The sequence below is a fragment of the Levilactobacillus enshiensis genome (genome assembly GCF_007115095.1).
In the GTDB taxonomy this organism is placed as follows: Bacteria; Bacillota; Bacilli; order Lactobacillales; family Lactobacillaceae; genus Levilactobacillus; species Levilactobacillus enshiensis.
This window is the reverse complement of record NZ_SULH01000005.1, coordinates 52,197-68,450: the sequence shown is the minus strand read 5'-3', so window position 1 is coordinate 68,450 and position 16,254 is coordinate 52,197. Positions and strand designations below refer to the sequence as shown.

The 16,254-nt window shown below is 48.8% G+C and carries 14 protein-coding genes; 9 read left to right on the top strand and 5 right to left on the bottom strand.

Annotated features, from left to right (window positions below):
* The first annotated feature begins 198 nt into the window (after window positions 1-198).
* Complete coding sequence (locus FAY32_RS06400; protein ID WP_143462632.1) at window positions 199-954, top strand: potassium channel family protein; 756 nt, start codon at window positions 199-201, stop codon at window positions 952-954.
* Between the two features lie 523 nt (window positions 955-1,477).
* Here the strand turns inward: FAY32_RS06400 and FAY32_RS06395 are convergent.
* Entirely contained in the window at window positions 1,478-2,089 is a 612-nt protein-coding gene (locus tag FAY32_RS06395) for a hypothetical protein (RefSeq protein WP_143462631.1), read from the bottom strand.
* A gap of 207 nt (window positions 2,090-2,296) precedes the next feature.
* Between FAY32_RS06395 and FAY32_RS06390 the strand changes: the two genes are divergently transcribed.
* The gene (locus FAY32_RS06390) at window positions 2,297-3,163 is read left to right on the top strand and encodes an aldo/keto reductase (protein WP_143462630.1); all 867 of its coding nucleotides are present in this window, start codon (window positions 2,297-2,299) and stop codon (window positions 3,161-3,163) included.
* A 1-nt stretch (window position 3,164) separates the two neighbouring features.
* Here the strand turns inward: FAY32_RS06390 and FAY32_RS06385 are convergent, their stop codons facing one another.
* The gene (locus FAY32_RS06385) at window positions 3,165-3,554 is read right to left on the bottom strand and encodes a hypothetical protein (protein ID WP_143462629.1); all 390 of its coding nucleotides are present in this window, start codon (window positions 3,552-3,554) and stop codon (window positions 3,165-3,167) included.
* Between the two features lie 381 nt (window positions 3,555-3,935).
* On the opposite strand from FAY32_RS06385, the gene FAY32_RS06380 reads away from it, so the two are divergent.
* Both FAY32_RS06380 and nhaC read left to right on the top strand, forming a co-directional pair.
* Complete coding sequence (locus FAY32_RS06380; RefSeq protein ID WP_143462628.1) at window positions 3,936-4,472, top strand: GNAT family N-acetyltransferase; 537 nt, start codon at window positions 3,936-3,938, stop codon at window positions 4,470-4,472.
* Between the two features lie 445 nt (window positions 4,473-4,917).
* Window positions 4,918-6,357 carry a Na+/H+ antiporter NhaC gene (gene nhaC / locus FAY32_RS06375; RefSeq protein ID WP_143462627.1) on the top strand — a complete coding sequence of 480 codons (1,440 nt, stop codon included), beginning with the start codon at window positions 4,918-4,920 and terminating at the stop codon, window positions 6,355-6,357.
* Window positions 6,358-7,014: 657 nt separating this feature from the next.
* Here nhaC and FAY32_RS06370 read toward each other — a convergent pair.
* On the bottom strand, window positions 7,015-7,710 hold the full coding sequence (locus FAY32_RS06370) for a metal-dependent transcriptional regulator (protein ID WP_143462626.1): 696 nt from the start codon (window positions 7,708-7,710) through the stop codon (window positions 7,015-7,017).
* Window positions 7,711-8,115: 405 nt separating this feature from the next.
* Here FAY32_RS06370 and FAY32_RS06365 point away from each other — a divergent pair, with 405 nt between their 5' ends.
* The 5 genes from FAY32_RS06365 (at window position 8,116) to FAY32_RS06345 (ending at window position 13,716) form a co-directional block, all read left to right on the top strand.
* Window positions 8,116-9,699, top strand: coding sequence for an Nramp family divalent metal transporter (locus tag FAY32_RS06365; protein ID WP_143462625.1), 1,584 nt, complete (start codon window positions 8,116-8,118; stop codon window positions 9,697-9,699).
* A 3-nt stretch (window positions 9,700-9,702) separates the two neighbouring features.
* Window positions 9,703-10,134 (top strand): universal stress protein, encoded by a 432-nt coding sequence (locus FAY32_RS06360; protein WP_143462624.1) that lies wholly within the window; start codon window positions 9,703-9,705, stop codon window positions 10,132-10,134.
* A gap of 168 nt (window positions 10,135-10,302) precedes the next feature.
* Complete coding sequence (locus tag FAY32_RS06355; protein ID WP_143462623.1) at window positions 10,303-11,886, top strand: Nramp family divalent metal transporter; 1,584 nt, start codon at window positions 10,303-10,305, stop codon at window positions 11,884-11,886.
* Window position 11,887: 1 nt separating this feature from the next.
* Window positions 11,888-12,322 (top strand): universal stress protein, encoded by a 435-nt coding sequence (locus FAY32_RS06350; RefSeq protein WP_143462622.1) that lies wholly within the window; start codon window positions 11,888-11,890, stop codon window positions 12,320-12,322.
* 629 nt (window positions 12,323-12,951) lie between these two features.
* Window positions 12,952-13,716 (top strand): CPBP family intramembrane glutamic endopeptidase, encoded by a 765-nt coding sequence (locus FAY32_RS06345; protein WP_143462621.1) that lies wholly within the window; start codon window positions 12,952-12,954, stop codon window positions 13,714-13,716.
* Window positions 13,717-13,857: 141 nt separating this feature from the next.
* On the opposite strand, the gene FAY32_RS06340 is transcribed toward FAY32_RS06345, so the two are convergent.
* Window positions 13,858-14,844, bottom strand: a complete 987-nt coding sequence (locus FAY32_RS06340) for a GMP reductase (protein ID WP_143462620.1) — start codon at window positions 14,842-14,844, stop codon at window positions 13,858-13,860.
* A gap of 22 nt (window positions 14,845-14,866) precedes the next feature.
* Complete coding sequence (locus tag FAY32_RS06335) at window positions 14,867-16,153, bottom strand: adenylosuccinate synthase (protein WP_143462619.1); 1,287 nt, start codon at window positions 16,151-16,153, stop codon at window positions 14,867-14,869.
* Window positions 16,154-16,254: the final 101 nt, after the last annotated feature.

The window sequence follows — 16,254 nt, the reverse complement described above, 5'->3', positions numbered from 1 at the left end:
AAAATTTAAACAATCGGAAAGGCCATGAACCGGTGAGAGCATTCATGACCTTTTTGGCATAAACAAAGATTTAGCTGCTAAATCTTACTAAAGCCTAAAATTCGCCGATAGTTCTGGTATTATCGGCGAATTTGATTATATTAAGAAGTAATTGATTTACGGGAACCACTTAAAAGCTAAGTATTGGGGGACAGCAACATGCGTAACGACCGGGTACCACGCACGCTGATCGGCTATCATTGGGGTGTCACGCTACTGACGCTAGGGTCGGTCTTAAACGTGATTTTTATGTTCTTACATTGGGGGAGTCACCCACTTGAAGTGGCGATTTCAAACGGGTTGCTCGCCGTATTTGCGCTAGATTATTTCGTACGCTTGGTGATCACCAAGAATCGCAAAACCTTTCTAATTCAGTCGGCGTTTGACTTACTGGGAATTATTCCCTTACATCCAGTCTTTGCCTTCTTCCGGTTGGCGCGATTAGCCCGCTTGATACGGTTTCACCACCTCTTTTGGCGGTTGGGATTGGATGGCAAATGGACCCAGGCCTATCATCGTTTCATTTACCAAACGGGGTTCATCTACCTGTTCTCAATCAGTGTCGCGATTATTGTAGTCAGCGCCTTTCTATTTTCGCTAACCGAGAAGCAAAGCCTCGCTAACGCCCTGTGGTGGGCGGTCACGACGGCAACGACCGTCGGGTACGGGGATGAAACGCCCCGGACGGCTTTTGGAAAAATCATTGCCAGTGTCCTCATGTTCGGTGGCATTGGATTTATTGGGTTACTGACCAGTACGATTACCGGATTTATTACCAACCGCACAGAAAAGGCAGTCACCACGCAAGATACAGCAGAACAAGCCAACATCCGCGAACTGTTAGCAAAAATCGACACGCTAACGGGGAAGGTCGACCAGCTACAGAAACAGGTCGAACGATTGGATAAGAAATAGCACAACTTGAAGTTAGAGTTCCGATGAATAACATCAGAAACTTCGGTTATTAAACGTGAGCTATGGTAATGATTCGGTCATGTCGGTTCTAACAATAATAACTGTGACCTCGGCTTACGTGGTGTTCTCGGACGATACTGAGACTAACCATAATTATCGTTATTAAGGGGATCGAAAAATTTTAGGTAACCGTGGTCTACAGATATTGGTGTGATAAAACACCATCAGCGCCGGAGGAGACCAGGGATGGAGCCGGCCGTGAAAGTGGTGTTAGCTGGCGCTTTTTTTCAGCCAGCTTACATCACGGGCGACTTTGGAGACACGTGGTTTTCGTGGCTTCAAATCGAGCGAGAAGACTGGTGTTCTGCCAGTCTGAAGCGTCCCCACAGCAGGCGGAATCCCTGGCAGCCGGAGTGCGCCCAATTTAGACTAATTTAATGGCACGACTGCTTACCAATACTACTTAACAACTAACAAAAAACGCCAACGTACAGCCGGAGGGCCATACGTTAGCGTCTAAGTGTTACCGGACGAACTGCAGGGTGTAGTTGCCCTGACCGTCCGAAGTAATCGTGTAAGTCGTGTATCCTGCAGCCAGCCACTGTTGTTTAGAAGCCTGGGCCCAGTTCTGCGCGTCGTTGACCGACGAGAAGGTGTGGGTGCTGGCAAACGTGCTGTTGGCCGCGTCATGGGTGTTGTCGGCGGATGAGCTACTGCTAGTGGTGGCGCTCTTCTTCACTTGCGTCTTGTCCAGCAGTTTTTGCTCACGGTCCTGTACAGCGTCGTTGGATTCATCATTGATGATATTTTGGAGCTTTTGTTTTTGCGTGACGGTAATACCGTTAGCATTGTACTGACTGACTTTTTGCTTGAAACTATCGTAGGCAGCCTGTTCCGAGGCCGATGATGATTTAGCGACGACGGAAGCGCTGGTACTCGATGAGGCGGCAGTATTTGAAGCGGAATCGTTGTGATGCGTAATGGCTAAGACCAGCAAGATAGCGATGGCCAGCGTTAATAAGGTCATGATCCATGGCCACCAGCGACGGGGCTTCTTTGGCTTGCGTCGCGTGGGATGATCACCCTGATTAAAGTTATACCGTTGTACGCGTGATTTTGGTTCTTGGTTGTTCAACTGAAAAACCTCCATGTCCAGAACGGTGTGAAAAAACAAGTTTGCCGCCAAGACGACAAACTACCACACTCTTCATAGTACCGCAAAACGCTAGTAGAAGAAAATTTTAACACTGATTTCGACCATTTTTCAATCATTCGTACCGCGAAATTCGCTGGGATATTGTATGATAGAAGGTGAAACAAAGTTTGAAAGGTGGTTTTTATAGTGCACAATGATATTCCCGATTTACCATTAAACAATGGCAACCGGATTCCCCAGTTAGGTCTCGGTGTGTTTCAAGTCGACAACGCTGAAGACACCAAGAATTCAATCAAATGGGCGTTAGCTGCGGGTTACCGCCACATTGACACTGCCGCATATTACGGCAACGAACAATGGGTCGGTGAGGCCATCCGCGAAAGCGACGTCAAGCGTGAAGACATCTTCGTGACCTCCAAACTCTGGAACGCCGTGCGGGGCTATGACGAAACCAAGGCAGCCTTCCAAGCCACTTTGGACAAGCTCGGCTTTGACTACCTCGACATGTACCTGATCCACTGGCCAGCACCTGGTTACCTGGAAAGTTGGCGGGCCATGGAAGACCTGTACAAGGCCGGTAAAATCAAGAACATCGGTGTTTCCAATTTTAATCAGCAACAGATGGATGATGTCTTGGCGCATGGAACGGTCAAACCAGTCGTCGACCAAATCGAAACGCACCCCTACTTCCAACAAGACGAGATGCACGCTTACTTGGAAAGCAAGGGGATTTTGCATGAAGCCTGGAGTCCACTGGGTGGTGGAAACAACAATGCCATCAGCGACCCCGTCATCAGCGAATTGGCAGCGGCCCATGACGTGAGTGCCGCGCAGATCATTTTACGTTGGCACGTGCAACGTGAAGAAATTGTGATTCCAAAGTCGATCCACGAAGCTCGCGTGCAACAGAACCGCGACATCTTTGCGTTTGGCTTGGATGAAGACGAAATGAAGGCCATCGCTGCCCTCGACGCCGGCAAACGTGTGGGTCCTAATCCAGACGATGACGCCTGGTTAAAGCAATCCCAAAGTTACACGAGTCGTAAAAAGTAAACTAACGGTAGGGTTCGATTCCTTGTTCCTTGGCGCGTGGTGCCAACTGATCGGTCAATTGATTGACCACGGAGATCGGCACCTTCGCAAAGGGACTGAAGAAGATCGGTCGATCCGGGTCGGGAACGTCCTGGGTCTCTTTTAAATGTGGGATTAAGGCAACTAGGTCTTCTTTATGAAGACCTAGTTGTTTTGCGTAATAGACCACTTCACGGTAGCTGACGTTCTTAAAGTAAAAGTAGTAACACAGGCCGGCCACGGCGAAGTACCAGAAGATCGTCCACTCTAGCCCAATTTGACTCGGGTTTAAGAAGCCGATGACCACGGCCGCAATGACGAAGACCACGTAAATTGCAACTGAAATGGCAGCCCAACGCTGTTTATGCGTCAAATGAAGTCCCTCGATTCTGTAGTAAGGTTGTTACTAGTGTACGGGGTGACGAGGGGTAAATTCAAGCGATTTCTTAAAATGGTCTAGCAATTTCTCGCAATCTCATTTCAGTCGTGTATAATTACACAGTATTCAGTATGGATGACACGGTGGGCAGTCACGCAAAGCTATGGGACATCATTGGTATGGACAATTGGCGATGCATATTTGTGGTATACGGATTGCCGGCTAAATGGTTATTACCAGTTATTTATTGAATGACGAACAGGTTGTCCGACAATCAGGTAACTATTCGATAGGTTGTCATCGCCAATTAGTGGCTGTTTCGACGGTCAATGAAGGTTAAGACAGTTAACGGTTTGAGAAATGAGAGGTAATGAAGTGAGTTTAAGTTTTGAAACGATTCAGCGACCAGATTACTACCAAGTCGACACGCTGGTAACGGCAGCTTTTGCGCCTGTCGAAGAGAGTCGTGGCGATGAGGTTCCTTTGATTCATGAACTCCGCAAGACTTATGATTACCAACCCAGTTTGGAAGTCGTTGCCAAGCATACGGAAGCCGAAGTCGTGGGGCACGGGTTATTGACGCCGGTCACGATTCGCGGTAACCGGCATACCACCACGATTTTAGCTTTAGCGCCATTGGCCGTTGCGCCGGACTGGCAAGGCAAAGGGGTGGGAAGTGAACTGCTGAGTGAGTTAGAGACACGTGCCCGGTTAGCTGGCTTCTCGGCCATCAGTGTCGTTGGTGACATGAACTTCTATGGTGCCCGGGGTTACGTGATGGCCGAAGATTTTGCCATTCACAATAGTCTGCCGATCCCAATGGGGAGTAACTTGATCAAACCCTTGACGGCGGGGGCCTTAGCTAATGTTGGCGGGATGATCGAATATCCTAACGCCTTTCATGCCAATTAATTTTTTTGACGATTAATTGAGTAGCTTGGACAACGGCTGGCAAGACCGTCGCACCGGTGATTTGTCGAAAATGCTGACAGAGCCACGGAATAATAAAAAATAAATTAGAGGTTGACGGTATTTTCTCATCGTGCTATTATCAATGTCAATCGAATAACGAACGCTAAATTCCATTACCAAGTAGCGTGTCATCTGTGTGTCAGAAAGTCGGTGGTTGCTGCGAACCGATCAGGGTGATTACGTCGAAATACAGTGGAACGTCCTGGTACGCCAGGCGGAGAATAACTAGAGCCGTTACCTTCTAGTGAGTGGAGTTACTGGGTCTAGAACCAGTGGCTCAAGCTGGGTGGTACCACGGTTTAAATCAAATCGTCCCTGTTGCAGAACATGCAACGGGGACGATTTTTTTCTACATAAATTTTGGCATAAAAGAGGAGCGATTCAAATGAAAAATCAAGAGAAAGCGGTCAAGCCAGTTAAATTTGGCGAAGCAATTATTGTTTTATTGGCGATGTTAGTCATCATGGGAACTGGGGTCATCAAGTTTGGCTTATCCCCAACTACCCCCGTGTTATTAGTCATTGCCTTGGTTATTCTGTGGGCGAAGGTCCGTGGGGCCGACTGGGATACGATTCATGACGGCATTATCGATGGCATCAAGACGGGAATCATTCCCATCTTCATCTTCCTGCTGATTGGGGCACTGATCAGTGTCTGGATCGCCGCCGGAATCATTCCATCCATGATGGTCTTTGGGTTCCATTTAATCTCTGCCCAATGGTTCGTGCCATCCGTCTTCCTGGTCTGTGCCATCGTCGGCACCTCTATCGGGAGTGCCTTTACCATCATCTCCACGATTGGAATTGCGTTGTTTGGGATGGGAACCACGATGGGCTTCAACCCCGCCTTAGTTGCTGGGGCCATCATCTCCGGGGCTATTTTCGGGGACAAGACGTCACCACTGTCCGACTCGACGAACCTGGCTTCTGCCATTGCTGAATCCGAACTATTTGCGCATATTAAAAACTTAATGTGGTCGACGATTCCCGCCTTCGTGGTCTCCCTGGTGCTTTACTTCATCCTGGGGACCGGTTCTTCCGATGCCAACGCCATGGGCAAAATCAACGCAACGGTGGCGACGTTAAACGCCAACTTCTCCATTACTTGGTGGGCGGCCTTACCCATCATCGTGATGTTCGTCTGTGCTTGGCGGAAGATTCCTGCCATTGAAACGTTGCTGTTAAACGTCGGTTTGGGGATCGTGATGCTCTTCATCGAAAAGCCATCAACGTCTTTGAGCAGCGTGGCCACGATGATTGAAACGGGCTTTGTATCCAAGACGGGTAACGGGAGTGTTGATGCCTTGCTGAGTCGTGGTGGGATCAGTGCCATGATGTCAACGGTCTCCCTGATTATCCTAACGTTGACGCTGGGTGGTCTCTTGATGAAATTTAACATTATTCAAACGGCCATGGTGCCATTGGCTAAACGGCTTAAGGGAAACGGGTCCTTGGTCACGGCGGCTATTCTTTCCGGAATCGGTGTCAACATCTTTGTTGGGGAACAGTACCTCTCCGTTATCCTACCAGGGAAAGCGTTCAAGCAAACCTTTAATGACAAAGGCCTCGACAACTTAGCCTTGAGCCGGGTGCTTGAAGATGGTGGGACCGTCATTAACTACTTGGTTCCTTGGGGGGTTGCGGCCGTCTTCGCTGCCAACACGTTGGGCGTAGCCACGCTGGCATACCTGCCATTCTGTTTCTTCAGTCTCTTCTCACCAGTCTTCTCCATTCTCAGTGGGTTCACTGGCGTGGGGTTGAAGCGCCTGCCATCTACGAATGACAATAGCGCTACTTCCGCAACGATGGCGGCTAACGGGCGTTAAAAAACGTTCGGTCGTGCAACGATGGTGTCGCCGTTCAGCTTTTACAGTGTGAAACTGCCGTGCTAATTTGGCTGACACTGTGCGCACATCCGGCCATGAAATCGCGTCCTAATTTCTAAAATGAATAGAAACAAAAGGTGTCAATGAACGTTGTACCAACTGACTAGTGTGGGCTAGGAGGGTATTGAACGTTTATTGGCACTTTTTGTCTGTCATTTAGTTGGTCGTGCTATAAAGGGTGAAAGTTCCAAAGTACGGCTCATGCCTGTTTTACCAACAGCAGTGGGACTAAAACTAGGCAACATGGCGGTGGGGGTACCTTGCCGGCCAGTAGATATGGGCTGGATCGGTGCGAACACAACTTGAAGCCTCGCAAACCCCGAGTCTACAAGCTTGGTTTTCTACTAAGCCAGCAAGCAGATCACCTACTGACTAAGTAGAACGACGCGCCTGAGCCCATATCTGCCGACCTCTCGGCTTACACTGTGTTTTCAGACGACTCTGAGAATAACCGTAACGGTCGCTATCAATCGAACTCGAAAATTTCAGGTAGCTGTGGTCTACAGCCGTTGTCTTGATAAAAAGCCCTGGCAGCCGGAGTGTCCCCAATTTAGGCCAATTTAACGGTGCGACTGCTTACTCATACTGAGATGAGGTTTAGTTCGTGCTAACTTGATTGGCGACCAGAGATTGGGACGCTGGTATTTCTGCCGGGGTGGTGTAGATGTAGTCGGCGGCGTTCAGATTGACCGTGATCTCGCGCTGCTGGGCGGTTTCGAGGTAGATAAGGTTCAAGGCCGAGTCACGCTTGCGCACGCTCAGGGTGACGCCGAGGGGCAGTTGGAGGTGCTGGAGGTAATCAATGAGGCCAGTCGTTTCCAAGTAGCTGTTCAGTGTGATGGTGGCAGGAGCGGTGACGTCACTTAAGCGCGTGACGTGGGTATCGGCGAGCATCTGAGTTGTATCGAGCGTTCCACCGAAGGGACTTTGTTGGGGATGATCCAGATAGTCGTTAAGGGCGGCGGCCGTTGTCGGCGTCAAGTTAGCAGCAACGCCCCAGGCCTGGGTGGGCACCTCATTTAAGGGCAGCCGCAAGTGTTCAGCCAAGAAGACCTCACAGAGCCGGTAGTTGTAGAGTAACTGACAGGCCAGTTTTTCTCCCAGTGCGGTGAGGGTCACGCCGGTATAACGGTGACGATCTACGAGGCCTTTCTGCTGCAGGATGCGGGTTGTTTCGGTGACTGTTGCTGGTGAGACGTTGGCAAAATGAATGATTTGTTTATTGCTGACACGTGGGCGAGCAAAGCTGCACTCCGCGATGATTTTAAGATAAGAATTCTGATGATTTAACACATGACTCACTCCCCGGGTGAAATCTGGCTGTTGGTGAACAATCAGCCAGAAAAGATACTTAAATTTATGTTCCCCTAAAAATAATATTCAACGACTAAAATTCTAACTGACAACGAGGAATCTTGCAAATTTTTATCAAATGTTATTGGAAAACAGGTGGTAAATGACGACCAAAATGCCCAATTATAGGCATTTTTAAAAATAATAAAATAAATTTTTCACCGGGAACTGAGTGGGAAAACAATAAAAACATATCCCGAATTTTCGCCGATGTAACCGCATACAACTAGTAATAATTAATTAACTAATTTAGATTCTAAAGTTAAGTGACCCTAAAAAAGATATTGAACTAATCAAATTTTAGGGTACAATTGGGCTTGTAGGAAACAGAAGGGGGTCTTGATTTTGAGTGATACACCAAAGAAGCACAAGCTCATTGAATATGCCAATGGGCGGTCGCTCGAAGAGATTAACGGTACTGTTAAAGTGCCAAAGGGGAAAGGGTTCTGGAAAACACTATTTATGTACTCCGGGCCTGGTGCGTTAGTCGCAGTGGGATACATGGATCCTGGTAACTGGTCAACGTCAATTACCGGTGGTCAAAACTTCCAATACTTATTGATGTCGATTATCTTGATTTCAAGTTTGATTGCGATGTTGTTGCAATACATGGCAGCTAAACTTGGGATCGTGAGCCAAATGGACTTAGCCCAGGCAATTCGTGCCCGGACCAGTAAGTCACTAGGCATCGTGTTATGGATTTTAACGGAATTTGCTATTATGGCAACGGATATTGCTGAAGTTATTGGAGCAGCCATTGCGTTATACTTATTGTTCCATATTCCATTGGTCATTGCCGTATTTATTACGGTGCTAGATGTTCTGTTACTGTTATTGCTGACCAAGATTGGTTTCCGGAAGATCGAAGCCATTGTGGTTTGTCTGATTCTGGTCATCTTGGTCGTCTTCGCCTATGAAGTTGCCTTATCCAATCCTGATTGGGGCGGCGTCTTTGGCGGCTTGATTCCAAGCATGAAGACGGTGGCTTCCACGCCAAAGATCGGTGGTCAAACACCAATTAGTGGAGCCTTAGGAATCATTGGGGCGACGGTCATGCCCCATAACCTGTACCTGCATTCAGCAATTTCACAAACACGTGAAATTGACCACAACGATGAGGAAGATGTCGCCCGGACGGTGAAGTTCACCAGTTGGGACTCCAACATCCAATTAACCTTAGCGTTCTTCGTTAACGCTTTACTGTTAATCATGGGGGTTGCCGTCTTCAAGAGTGGTTCTGTTAAAGATCCATCATTCTTTGGCTTATTCCAAGCTTTATCCGATACCAGCACCATGAGTAATGGGGTGTTGGCCGGTGTAGCTCGGACCGGGGTACTTTCCACACTCTTTGCGGTTGCCCTGTTAGCTTCTGGCCAAAACTCCACGATTACTGGGACGTTAACGGGTCAAGTCATTATGGAAGGCTTCGTGCACATGCGGATGCCACTTTGGTTACGGCGACTGGTTACCCGGTTGATTTCCGTGATTCCAGTGTTGATCTGTGTCATGTTAACCAGTGGGAAGAGTGCCTTAGCAGAACACGAGGCGTTGAACGACTTAATGAACAATTCGCAAGTCTTCCTGGCATTTGCTTTGCCATTCTCCATGCTGCCGTTGCTGATGATGACGGATAGTGCAGTTGAAATGGGGAAACGGTTTAAGAACACGTTGTGGATCAAAGTTCTGGGTTGGTTCTCGGTCTTAGCCTTGACGTATCTGAACCTAATCAACATGCCTGCTTCCATTCAAGGCTTCTACGGCAGTGCCATTACAGCTAGTCAAACGGCAACCGCTAATGTGATTGCATACATTCTGGATGCAGCAATTTTGGCCTTGTTGGTTTGGACGATTTGGGAACTTCATCGTGGGAGTAAGCGTTTGGCAGCATCGTTAGCTGCTGGCAACGATGAGTCAACTGAGGAGGCGTAGACCATGGCTAAAACGTTCAAACGAATTCTAGTTGGGGTCGATGATTCTGCGGATGCTTTACTGGCATTTGACTATGCCATTCACCAAGCTAAGCGGGATGCCGCCGAGCTGATCATTGTTTCCGTTCTGGAACACGATGATATGAATATCTACCAAGCGTTAGATAGTGATTACGTCCACGGGGAACGTGATGAACTGAAACAGCATATTCAAGGCTATCAACAGAAAGCTGAAGATGCTGGTGTGCCTAACGTGCGGATGGTCATTGCAGAAGGCGAACCAGGGGAGACCATTGTTAAGAATGTGATTCCACATGTGCAACCGGATCTGTTAGTCATCGGGTCGATTGCCAAGAAGGGCGTTAGTCGCTACTTCGGGAGTCAAGCGGCCTACATGGCGAAATATGCACCAATTTCCGTGATGGTCGTCAGATAGTTAAACAAACTTTCCCAAGCCGGTAATGTCGTTAATGCGACACTACCGGCTTTTTTGTTACATTTAAGTTAACGCTTACATATTTATTTTTAGGGACGATTAAAAAATGTGCCGCTAACGCTGATTTTTGCCGTACACTTGGCCTAATCCTAAAGGGAGGGGAGCAACATGGAAAAGAAACATCGATTGATTGAATATGCCAACGGTCGTTCGTTGGAAGAAATTAACGGGACGGTCAAGGTTCCCAAAAATATCGGGTTCTGGCGAACCTTATTCGCCTACTCCGGGCCCGGTGCATTGGTCGCAGTGGGGTACATGGATCCCGGCAATTGGTCAACGTCAATTACTGGTGGTCAAAATTTCCAGTATCTGCTGATGTCTGTCATCTTGATGTCAAGTTTGATTGCGATGCTGTTGCAATACATGGCAGCTAAACTTGGCATCGTGAGTCAGATGGATCTGGCCCAAGCAATTCGTGCCCGGACCAGCAAGTCGTTGGGGGTCGTGTTATGGCTGTTAACGGAATTGGCCATCATGGCAACGGACATTGCCGAAGTTATTGGTGCGGCGATTGCGCTGTACCTTCTGTTCCACATTCCGTTAGTGATTGCCGTATTTATTACGGTTTTCGATGTTCTGTTGCTCTTGTTACTCACCAAAGTTGGTTTCCGGAAGATTGAAGCCATCGTTGTCTGCCTCATCATGGTCATTCTCCTGGTCTTCGTTTATCAAGTCGCACTGTCCAATCCTGATTGGGGTGGCGTGTTCGGTGGGTTGATTCCTACGGGCAAGACCTTCTCAACGGGAACCAGTGTTGCGGGGATGACGCCATTAAACGGTGCGTTAGGAATCATCGGGGCGACCGTGATGCCACACAATCTCTATCTGCATTCAGCAATTGCCCAGACGCGGTCGATCGACCATAACGATGAGGAAGATGTGGCGCGGACGGTCAAATTTGCTGGATTGGATTCCAACATCCAACTGACATTTGCCTTCTTCGTCAATGCCTTACTGCTAATCATGGGGGTTGCGGTCTTCAAGACTGGTGCCGTCAAAGACCCCTCATTCTTCGGTCTGTTCCAAGCCTTGTCTAACACGTCAACGATGAGCAACGGCCTGTTGAGCAGCGTTGCGCGAACTGGGATTCTTTCTACTTTATTTGCGGTTGCCTTACTCGCTTCTGGTCAAAATTCCACGATTACCGGGACCCTTTCTGGGCAAGTCGTCATGGAGGGCTTCGTTCACCTGCGGATGCCATTGTGGTTACGCCGGCTGGTGACGCGGGTATTATCCGTCATTCCGGTGCTGGTTTGCGTCATGTTGACCAGCGGGAAGAGTGCCATTGCCGAACACGTGGCGTTGAATGATTTAATGAACAACTCGCAAGTCTTTCTGGCGTTTGCCCTGCTATTTTCTATGTTACCGTTGTTGATGATGACCGATAGCAAGCTGGAAATGGGCGAACGGTTCAAAAACTCTTGGTGGCTCAAAATCTTAGGTTGGATTTCCGTGATTGCATTGACTGGGCTGAACCTTGAGGGGATGCCCGGCCAAGTTCAGGCCTTCTTCGGGGATAATGTGACGGGCGCCAAATTAGCACTCGCCAATGACATTGCCTACGTTTTGATCTTCGCGGTCTTAGCGTTACTGGCATGGACCATTGTTGAATTACACCGCGGCAACAAGCGGTTAGCTATTGCCCGGGCTGCTGAAGAAAAGGCCGCGGAAACAACGGAAGGGGGTCGCTAAGATGACGACCACAACATTTAAACGGATTCTGGTCGGCGTTGATGATTCGGCCGATGCACTGCTGGCGTTTGACTATGCGATTCAGCAGGCTAAGCGAGATGACGCTGAGTTGATCATCGTTTCTGTCTTGGAAAATGCGGCGATGAACGTCTATCAAGTCATGAACACGGATTTTGTTCACGGCGAGTACGATAACTTAGTCACACACGTCCAGACTTATCAGGAAAAGGCGCAAGCTGCAGGTGTCGAACACGTTCGCACAATTGTGGCCGAGGGTGAACCCGGCGAAACTATCGTGCAAGATGTGATTCCAGAAGTTCATCCGGATCTGTTGGTGGTGGGGTCGCTCGCAAAGAAGGGTGTCAGTCGGCACTTTGGTAGTCAAGCAGCCTACATGGCCAAGTACGCCCCTATCTCAGTATTAGTCATTCGTTGAGGCGGAAAAGAAGCCAGAAGTCGAAAAATTTGTTACTATATGAAGTGACCTGTATGTCATGTGAAAAAAGCGAAAAAGTCAGCCGATGGTGGCTGGTTTTTTCGCTTTCTTTGTGGTCATAGGCTAGAAGTGCCAAAGTACAGGCCATGCCCGTTCAACAACAGTGGGGCTAAAACTAGGCAACATGGCAGTGGGAGCGCCTTACCGGTCAGCAGATATGGGCTTAGACGACGTTGGGGATAATTGTAATGGTCGTTATGATACTAGGTGGCGGGGGGGCTACAGTTGTTGTCGTGATAAAACACCATCAGCGCCGGAGGAGGCCAGGGATGTAGCCAGCCGTGGAAATCGTGATAGCTGCCAGCTATCACGATGGGCGCCTTTTAAGACGCATGTTTTTGCGGCTTAAAAGCGAGCGAGAAGACTGGTGGTCTTCCAGGCTGAAGCGTCCCCACAGCAGGCGGAATTCCTGGCAGCCGAAGTGCGTTCATTTAGCCTAATTTAATGGTGCGACTGCTTACCCATACTGAGATGAGACCTGCAAAGATTCTTTGCCCCATAAATAACATAAAAACGAATAATTTAGCAGTATACTACATTTATGTCAAATAGACGAAGAGGTCATTTCAATGAATCTAAGTAGGGGTAAGTGGCAGCCGGTTTGTGAGCTGGTTGTCGCATGGATCGTATTGTTGGCTGTGATGAGCGTGGGGATCTTATTTGAAAAGCTAAAATTAACGGTCACCACCTCAGCACTCCTAGAAGAAATCACAGTGCTATTGGTACTTTGGGGATTGAATCACTATTGGCTGAAGGTGCACCTCCAGTGGCGAACGGATCAATCGTTTGGCACACAAGTCAGGGTCAATGCGTTCTCACTAGTCTTAGTCGTTTTATTTCTGGCCAGCTTAGAAATGCAGCTGGCACACGGAAAAGGCGTGAAGCACGTGGTCGTGATGGCCTTAGTGGCACTGTTAGTTGCTGTGTTTGAGGAAACTTTTTTTCGAGGCGTGTTGTTGGTCGGGTTTCTTCAGCGAATTGGCCGCGGAGATGCCGTGTGGTTAGCAGTTTTGTTGAGTAGCACGCTGTTTGCGGCGAGTCATCTCATTAATTTATTACATCAGCCAGTTTCACTAACCATCGCCCAAGTGTTGATGGCGTTCGGGTTTGGCCTGTTGCAAAGCGCGACGTATTTGCGTTCGGGCAGTTTGATCTGGCCGATCCTGTTGCATTTTGTGTTGGATACGCAGGCGCTGACGCGGGATGGACTTATGGCTAACACCCATGTACCGGCTTGGAGCGGGTTCATGCCATTGGTTGTTTACGGCATAGTTGCGCTGATTTTATTACGGCGGTCGAAGCGTACTGAGATTGTAACGCGGTTTAAAGCTTAGGCAGTTGGTGTGTGGTGCTATTTAACTGAGTTCCTGACAGCTGACATCAGCTAAAAGGGTGCTGTAGTCCCAAAATGTTAGCAAAAAAAACACGCAGAATTTCTTAATCGAAGTCTGCGTGTTTCTTTGTGTTTAGCTTGTTTAGTAACTATCGCCGTTCATAATAGAACTTTTGACGATGACGTAATCCACCGTACGGATGTCCATTAGGTTGCGACCACCAGCATACGAAATGGAAGATTGTAAGTCCTCTTCCATGGCGTTTAGGGTGTTGGCGATATCGCCACGGTAAGGGACCAGCATCTGCTTGCCCTCAACGTTCCGATAGGCGCCCTTTTGTTTCTCAGAGGCGGATCCCCAGTACTGTTTGAAGGTCCGACCATCAATGGTGAGCAGACTACCAGGAGACTGTTCGTGACCGGCGAGCATGGAGCCAATCATCACCATGCTGGCACCAAAACGAATTGACTTGGCAATGTCGCCGTTGTAGCGAATCCCACCGTCAGCGATGATTGGTTTCCGGGCTGCTTTGGCGCAGAGCCGCACGGCAGCGAGTTGCCAACCGCCAGTTCCGAAACCAGTCTTGAGCTTGGTGATGCAAGCCTTTCCCGGACCAATGCCAACCTTAGTCGCATCCGCACCGGCGTTTTCCAGTTCACGGACGGCTTCGGGGGTGCCGACATTACCCGCAATGACGAAACTATCTGGTAATTTTTCCTTGATCTGCTTGATCATCCGAATGACCGCGTCACTATGACCGTGAGCGATATCAATGGTAATGTACTCGGGCACCAAGTTGGCAGCAGCGAGTTCATCGATAAAGGCGTGTTCGTCAGCCTTGACGCCCACACTAATGGAGGCAAAGAGTGATTTTGCATGCATCCGTTCGATGAATCCCCGGCGTTCTTCGGGTTGGAAACGGTGCATCACGTAGAAATAATCACGTTGTGCGAGCCAGATAGCTAACGGTTCGTTGATGACGGTTTCCATGTTCGCGGGAACCACGGGAATCTTGAAGCGGTGGGGGCCAAATTGCACACTGGTATCGGCCTCACTCCGGCTTTCAATCACGCACTTGTTGGGAATCAGTTGGATATCTTCGTAGTCAAATACTTCGGCAGGATGCATAGACAGTCACTCCTTATTAAGGTTAGGCGTTCCAGACGTAGCGTAAAATGTTCGTCTGTTCACGGTCGGGGCCAACGGATAGGGTGGCAATTTCCACACCAACCAGTTCGGCCAAGCGTTTTACATAATTTTGGGCATTAACGGGTAAGTCTTCGACGGAATGGCAATGCGTAATGTCTTCCGTCCAACCTGGCAACTCGTCATAAACGGGCTGGCAAGCGTCTAAGTCAACCAGACTAGCTGGATAGTGGTAAATCAGCTCGCCATTTAGTTCGTAAGCCTTGCAGATCTTAACGGTCTTCAAGCCAGTCAGAACGTCTAAACAGTTCAGTGAAAGGCTGGTCAATCCAGAAACTCGCTTAGCGTGCCGCAGAACGACACTGTCGAACCAGCCAATCCGCCGCGGACGCTTGGTGACCGTCCCGTATTCGTGGCCAGTTTCCCGAATCGTATCACCAATCTCATCGAAGAGTTCGGTTGGGAATGGGCCATCGCCGACCCGTGACGTGTAGGCCTTGCAGACGCCGACAACGTGGTCGATCTTGGTTGGGCCAACGCCGGCACCGATGGTCACGCCACCAGCGACGGGGTTCGATGACGTCACGAAGGGGTAAGTCCCATGGTCGATATCGAGCATGACACCCTGAGCGCCTTCAAACAGCACATTCTTACCCGCGTCGATCGCATCGTTGATGACGACGGACGTATCGGTCACGTGGCCCTTGATCTGTTGACCTAACGCATAGTATTCGTTAAAAATCGTCTCAAAATCGAGGGGTTCTTCATTATATAGTTTGGTTAAAACGTTGTTCTTTTCAATTAAATTTTGCCGAAGCTTGTCGGCAAAGATATCGTGGTCAAGCAAATCGGCGATGCGAATCCCGATTCGTTCGGCTTTATCCATGTAGGCCGGGCCGATTCCCTTGTTCGTGGTCCCAATCTTGTTTTCCTTAGCCTTTTCTTGGGCTTGGTCCAACAAGATGTGGTAGGGCAGAATCACGTGGGCCCGGTCGGAGATCCGTAAGTTATCCGTGGAGACGCCGTTATCGTGAAGGTAAGTCAACTCTTCAATCAAGGACTTGGGGTTTACAACTACCCCGTTACCAATCACACTCAGCTTGTCAGCATAGAAGATACCAGACGGAATTAACCGCAGTTTAAACGTTTGACCATTGAAGACAATGGTATGGCCAGCGTTGTCACCACCTTGGTAGCGGGCAATGACATCAGCCTTCTCACTTAGAAAATCCGTGATCTTTCCTTTACCTTCATCGCCCCATTGACTACCAACTACTACTGTTGATGACATCGCAAACACCTCATCGTTATTTTTTACTAGGCCGAACACCCAGCAAGAATCATTGTATCAAGTTCGGGAATAGAAAGCAACTAAAAAGCGAACTATTTTTT

What these genes read in the sequence shown, in the direction of transcription:
- FAY32_RS06350 (WP_143462622.1), top strand. Translation starts at nt 11,888, where the DNA reads ATGACGACCACAACATTTAAACGGATTCTGGTCGGCGTTGATGATTCG.
- FAY32_RS06345 (WP_143462621.1), top strand. Translation starts at nt 12,952, where the DNA reads ATGAATCTAAGTAGGGGTAAGTGGCAGCCGGTTTGTGAGCTGGTTGTC.
- nhaC (WP_143462627.1), top strand. Translation starts at nt 4,918, where the DNA reads ATGAAAAATCAAGAGAAAGCGGTCAAGCCAGTTAAATTTGGCGAAGCA.
- FAY32_RS06355 (WP_143462623.1), top strand. Translation starts at nt 10,303, where the DNA reads ATGGAAAAGAAACATCGATTGATTGAATATGCCAACGGTCGTTCGTTG.
- FAY32_RS06335 (WP_143462619.1), bottom strand. Translation starts at nt 16,153, where the DNA reads ATGTCATCAACAGTAGTAGTTGGTAGTCAATGGGGCGATGAAGGTAAA.
- FAY32_RS06340 (WP_143462620.1), bottom strand. Translation starts at nt 14,844, where the DNA reads ATGCATCCTGCCGAAGTATTTGACTACGAAGATATCCAACTGATTCCC.
- FAY32_RS06360 (WP_143462624.1), top strand. Translation starts at nt 9,703, where the DNA reads ATGGCTAAAACGTTCAAACGAATTCTAGTTGGGGTCGATGATTCTGCG.
- FAY32_RS06400 (WP_143462632.1), top strand. Translation starts at nt 199, where the DNA reads ATGCGTAACGACCGGGTACCACGCACGCTGATCGGCTATCATTGGGGT.